The following is a 5,476-nucleotide window of genomic DNA, read 5'->3' as shown; positions in this document are numbered from 1 at the left end:
TAGAGCTGACGGCTCTTTTTTAAAATATCTCCCGCCAAAATAAATGTCAAAACCCCTTGCGATAGCGACATTAGGCATGGCTGCGAACAGAAGAGGACCTACGTTCTCCTTGTACAGAGGAAATCGCGGTATTCCGCGCCTTTGCAGATATCGTAGAAAAAGCGAGCGAAGAAATAATTGTCATTGATACAGCTCCGACAGGACATACTTTACTGTTATTGGATGCTGCACAAGTCTATAATAAAGAAATTGCGCGCTCTTCTGGAGAAGTACCGCGATCTGTGCAAAACTTGTTACCACGTCTTCGCAATCCGGAAGAAACAAGTGTAGTCATTGTTACATTGGCTGAAGCTACACCGGTTTATGAAGCAAGCCGTCTACAAGATGACTTAAAGCGCTCAGGAATCCAACCGAAGTGGTGGGTCATCAATCAAAGCTTCTATGCCACACATACAGTGGATCCTATTCTACGCGGACGGGTACAGTCTGAAGTTCATTGGATTGAGGAAGTACAACGAAAATCACAAAACCATTGTGTGATTATTCCTTGGCAGTCGGAAGATATAATAGGATATCAAAAACTTAAAGAATTAACTATCTAAGTTGGGATACAACAAGATGGGATTCGAATTGATTGTATGGCTGCGCTTGACTGTGAACATTTTTTAGAAGGCAGTGCAACACACGACTGAAGTAAATCATTTAAAGAGAGGGAGAAAGCCATGATTATTACAGAGGAACTTAGGATAACAAGTTCCGGATAATTGATTTTATGGGCACTTGAAGGAAGAAACCCTCAAATTTCGGGGAAATTAGTAAGTTTACATAATATATATTATAACTAGTTGAAGAGTAAAATGAAATTTTATCTCAAAAAAGAAGATTACTTTAAACATTGAGACATAAACGATTTTTTGTGAAATACAATCCTTTATTGCATCTTTTCATCTCATCAGGACGGGATTTCGGTTTATCCGTATGCGGTCGCGGTCATTGATCGTTCCGGGTTTATTCCATCACTCAGCGTTATTGCATTTACATCTACATTTTCGCACATTCTTTCATTGAATCGCCCTAAATTTTGGCTTATTCTTTTACTTACAATACCAGCACACTCTTTTTGCTTTAAAATTTTTCTTCTGGCTGATTTCCCTGTTTTTGTGCTTTAATGAGCATTCCGCATCGGTTTGATTTTACGCCTGCTTTTTCTTCAAAGTAACTGCAAACGTTTATACTTTTTTGATGGTTTTAAAACTGTCTATTGAGGTAAGTCAATTTTTCGAACTGTTCTTTCCTTTTATTGTAAACCTTTTCTTGCGGTGATACACTAAAAATTGTAAAGAAAAGTAAACGCTTACTTTTTCTATAAATATATCCATCAGGAGGCATGCATCATGTCAGGCAGAGTTGCAGTGATTACAGGGGCCGGCAGCGGGATTGGCCGGGAAACAAGTTTAACTTTTGCACGTAAAGGCGATTCCGTTGTGGTTGCCGATATTGATGAAGAAAAAGGGCTTGAAACGGTGGAATTGATCAAACAAGAAGGCGGAGATGCTGTTTTTGCCAAGACGGATGTTTCCAAATTTGAAGAAGTCGAATCACTTGTCAATCAGGCAGTTGAAATATACGGGACGATTGACGTGATGTTCAACAACGCCGGAATCGGAACGCTCGGGCATATCCTGAGTATGAAAATAGAAGATTACTTGCGTGTCATTGATATCAATCAGCACGGCGTGGCATACGGGATCATTGCTGCAGGCAGAAAAATGCGCGAGCTGGATGTAAAAGGCGTTATTATCAACACGGCTTCCGTATTCGGTTATTTGGCAAATTTCGGTACTTTCCCATATCAGGCTGCAAAAGGCGCTGTCCGGATGATGACGCAAAATGCCGCGCTCGAACTGGCACAATACGGCATTCGCGTCGTCGGCATTGCGCCGGGTTGTGTGGATACCCCGATTATACAAGCTTATAAAGATGCCGGAATGACGCAAAAAATGACAGAACAGCAAATGCGCAAAAAACTGATCCGCCCGGAAACGATAGCAAATGCGGTTTATCTGTTAACGCTTGAAGAAGCAGATGCTATTAACGGAAGCGTTGTCATGCTTGATGACGGCTATGCTTCTTTCAAATAACTTTCTTGGATGCTCAAACTTGCTGCTCTTGAAGTGTTGGAAAAATTTCCGTACACCCCTTCTCCCCCTTTCCGATTCAAAAGCGCCTCCCCCTTTTGAACCGGAGTATTCTTGTTCATTTCATCTCTGCCCGCACGAAAAAAGTGGCAATCCAAAACGCTATGCAAATAGACTTTACACAAGAGGTTCATTTTGTCATTTTTGTGGAAAATTATGTTACAATATTCATACAGCTCTCGTTTTTGATCCGGCTGTCTTTGTCCCTGTTCGGGGCGGTTTGAAAGAAATTACGAGAAAGTGGGAGTATGTATGGGAAGTCAATCATTTACATCAGCGCCGTTAGAGGCAGAAAACCCTTTTTTTCGCCGTGCGCTGTTTACGTTCAGCGGTGCGCATTTTTTAAATGACCTGGTGACAACCGGCATGGTTCCTGCCCTTGTTGTCATGTACAAGCATGCGCTCCATTTGAATTATACGCAATCCACTTTAATTGTACTGGTTTCTTATTTTACTTCATCGGTAACACAGCCGGTTTTTGGCATGCTGACGGACCGGAAACCGCGGGTCTGGCTTTTTTCGCTCGGTGTCTTCTTATCGATTGCCGGCCTGAGCCTAACCGCCATTGCGTCATCTCTCCCATGGCTTTTGGTTTTTATTGCGCTTTCCGGATTCGGGTCGGGCGTCTTTCATCCGGAAGCATCACGCGGCACCCATTTTGCGTCCGGGTATAAAAAAGGATTGGCACAGGCAATATTCCAGGTTGGCGGAAATGCCGGGCAGGCTTTCGGGCCGCTTATGATCCCGCTCTTTTTGGTACATACCGGCATACACGGCCTGATCTGGCTGCTGCCGGTTGCTCTTTTATCCCTTATTTTAACAGCCCCCCTGCTTGGCTGGATGAACAGCAAAGTGCAAAATATTCAGCGCAGGAAAAAAGAAATCGCCGGAAAAAACCATATTCCCGGCGTCATCCTGCTTGTTCTGGTCATTATTTTGCGTTCCTGGTGCCAGGTCGGGGTTGTTATTTTTCTTCCGTTTTACATGAAACATGCAAGTTTGGAAACAAGCGAACTGTTGAACTTTGTCTTTGTCGGCGCCGGGGCACTGGGCACGCTTTTTGGCGGCATTATTTCAGACCGGGCCGGCATGAAACGGCTGCTTGTCGTGTCCATGTTCCTTGCCACGCCTTTTGCGCTTGTGTTGCCGCATTTAAGCGGCTGGCTGGCTGTACTCGATCTGCTCTGTTTCGGTTTCAGCGTCCTTTCAAGCTTTTCTGTCGGCGTCATCTATATGCAAAAGCTGTTGCCCAAAAATATCGCGCTTGCTTCCGGCCTGTCAATTGGTTTCGGGGTCGGCGCCGGCGGAATCGGTTCCGTTTTCATGGGCGGCGTTTCCGATATGTTCGGGGTTGCTACAGTATTTACCATTTTATCTTTCTTGCCCATGATCGGCGCTGTCATATCCTGCTTTTTGCCAAATGAAAAAAGGCTCGCAAATTAAGAAGTGGTGTATATATTTTCGCATGTTTCAGCTGTCGGTTCGTAAAAACAATGCAATTTATACCGGCCAACGAACGGCTGGTTATACCATGTGGGCGGGCAGTCCCCCGGCGGCCTGAAATACCATAAACTGTATTTGGCAGGCCAATGCCTTTCGCCGTTAATCACACGTCTGGCCAACCGCCGTTCGCTTTCCCGTGCCCGCTGGTAAAAATACCCGTGTATCACTGCTTCAAAAGCATGTGGCTGATAAACCATTTGCGGAATGGTCCGGATCCCGATAAAATCCGAACAATTCGCCCTGATCCGGTTTATGCCGACATTGCCGACAAGCAGCATGCCAAGCTGCCCCTCCCCTTCTGCTTCCGCCCTTAAAAGCCGTGCCAGTAAATCGATGTCTGCACTTGATGCCCTTACGACTGCCATTTTAAGCCTCCCTGGATTTGCAAATTGCGCACAAGTTCCGCTTTTTATCTTATGCTGCAAAACACCAAAAGAGAACCCCGCCTGTGCCTGAAATAAATCAAGCACCCGGGCGGAAAAAACCGGATGCTTGATGTTTGTTAAATCCGAAAGAGTACCGGGCTTTAAGTTTCGGCGCACAGCACAAAAGGGCAATCGGCAGAAACGGATCCTGCCAATTAAAAATTGGTTTCTAAAAATACCGGACAGTGGTCACTGCCCATTATTTCCGGATACATGCCGGCACCTTTTAAACGGCCGGCAAGTCTTTTGGATACGAGAAAATAGTCAATCCGCCAGCCGATATTCCTTTCCCTTACTTTATTCATATAAGACCACCATGTATATGCGCCTTCCCGCTCAGGATAAAAATACCGGAACGAATCAATAAATCCGCTGTTCAGCAGCCCGGTCATTTTATCGCGCTCTTCCGCTGTAAACCCTGAATTGCCGATGTTGCTTTTTGCATTTTTTAAATCAATTTCCTGATGGGCAACGTTCATATCGCCGCATACAATGACCGGCTTCTTTTTATCAAGATCCGTTAAATAGGCCCGCATCCGGTTTTCCCATTCGAGGCGGTAACCGAGGCGGGCAAGATCGCGCTGGGAATTCGGCGTATAAACATTGACCAAATAAAAATCTTCATATTCGAGTGTCAAAATCCGGCCTTCCGGTTCTGTCCGATTTTCCCCGACGCCGTAGCGCACGGAAAGCGGTTCTTTTTTTGTAAAAACGGCCGTGCCCGAATACCCTTTCCGCTCGGCATAGTTCCAATATTGATAATAGCCGTCCAAATCAAGGGCGATCTGGCCTTCCTGCAGTTTCGTCTCCTGCACGCAAAAAATGTCGGCGCCGGTTTCTGCAAAAAATGCAAGAAACCCTTTTTTTACACAGGCGCGGAGCCCGTTCACATTCCAAGAAACAAATTTCATCCCCGGTTTCTCCTCCATTGCATTTAAAAGTTCAGGTGTTTTAATGCTTTATAAACCGCAGCGACGTCCGCATTTTCAGCGATTTCTTTCGGCGTTTTGCAAACGGCGGCGCCGGCTTCAGTCAGTTTTTCCGTTTTCTTAATTGTGCGATTATACACAAACAAATCGAAATGCGCATCTAAAAGGCGGCAGGCCATCGGAGATCCCATATGCCCTAAACCAATCCAACCTATCTTCATGACAAAAGCCTCCATATTTAGACAAATTCACCTAAAAGCCATCAGCTTTAAAGGGATATTCTGTTCTTATTCTAATGTTAAAGAAAAAATGCGGCAAGAAATACGCAATTTTTGTATAAATATTTGGCGTTTGTATTGAAGAAAAAAGCGGTATTATACAAGTATAATTGATGTTCGCCAATCCTTATGCGGGGGGGGGG

General features: G+C 44.8%; 5 protein-coding genes and 1 pseudogene. 3 read left to right on the top strand and 3 right to left on the bottom strand.

Going from position 1 to position 5,476, the window contains the following annotated elements:
* Positions 1–89 precede the first annotated feature (89 nt).
* The 3 genes and pseudogenes from IC21_RS16570 to IC21_RS15740 form a co-directional block, all read left to right on the top strand.
* A pseudogene (locus IC21_RS16570) lies at positions 90–602 on the top strand (ArsA-related P-loop ATPase); the annotation flags it as partial.
* Between the two features lie 792 nt (positions 603–1,394).
* Positions 1,395–2,141: an SDR family NAD(P)-dependent oxidoreductase gene (locus tag IC21_RS15745; RefSeq protein WP_029143041.1), complete on the top strand. Its 747-nt coding sequence runs from the start codon at positions 1,395–1,397 to the stop codon at positions 2,139–2,141.
* A 309-nt stretch (positions 2,142–2,450) separates the two neighbouring features.
* Complete coding sequence (locus tag IC21_RS15740) at positions 2,451–3,641, top strand: MFS transporter (protein WP_029143040.1); 1,191 nt, start codon at positions 2,451–2,453, stop codon at positions 3,639–3,641.
* Here IC21_RS15740 and IC21_RS15735 read toward each other — a convergent pair.
* The 3 genes from IC21_RS15735 to IC21_RS15725 all read right to left on the bottom strand — a co-directional run bounded on the left by IC21_RS15735 (position 3,638) and on the right by IC21_RS15725 (position 5,276).
* Positions 3,638–4,066, bottom strand: a complete 429-nt coding sequence (locus tag IC21_RS15735) for a cell wall hydrolase (RefSeq protein ID WP_029143039.1) — start codon at positions 4,064–4,066, stop codon at positions 3,638–3,640. The two genes, IC21_RS15740 and IC21_RS15735, sit on opposite strands and share 4 nt — an antisense overlap.
* Before the next feature lie 215 nt (positions 4,067–4,281).
* Positions 4,282–5,037, bottom strand: coding sequence for an exodeoxyribonuclease III (locus IC21_RS15730; protein ID WP_019721325.1), 756 nt, complete (start codon positions 5,035–5,037; stop codon positions 4,282–4,284).
* A gap of 23 nt (positions 5,038–5,060) precedes the next feature.
* A complete protein-coding gene (locus IC21_RS15725) occupies positions 5,061–5,276 on the bottom strand; it encodes an NAD(P)-binding domain-containing protein (protein WP_029143038.1) in 216 nt (71 codons plus the stop codon).
* Between the last annotated feature and the right edge of the window lie 200 nt (positions 5,277–5,476).

The sequence above is a fragment of the Heyndrickxia coagulans DSM 1 = ATCC 7050 genome (genome assembly GCF_000290615.1).
Classification (GTDB): Bacteria; Bacillota; Bacilli; order Bacillales; family Bacillaceae_C; genus Weizmannia; species Weizmannia coagulans.
The sequence above is the reverse complement of the archived record's forward strand: the minus strand, read 5'-3'. Positions and strand labels throughout refer to the sequence as shown.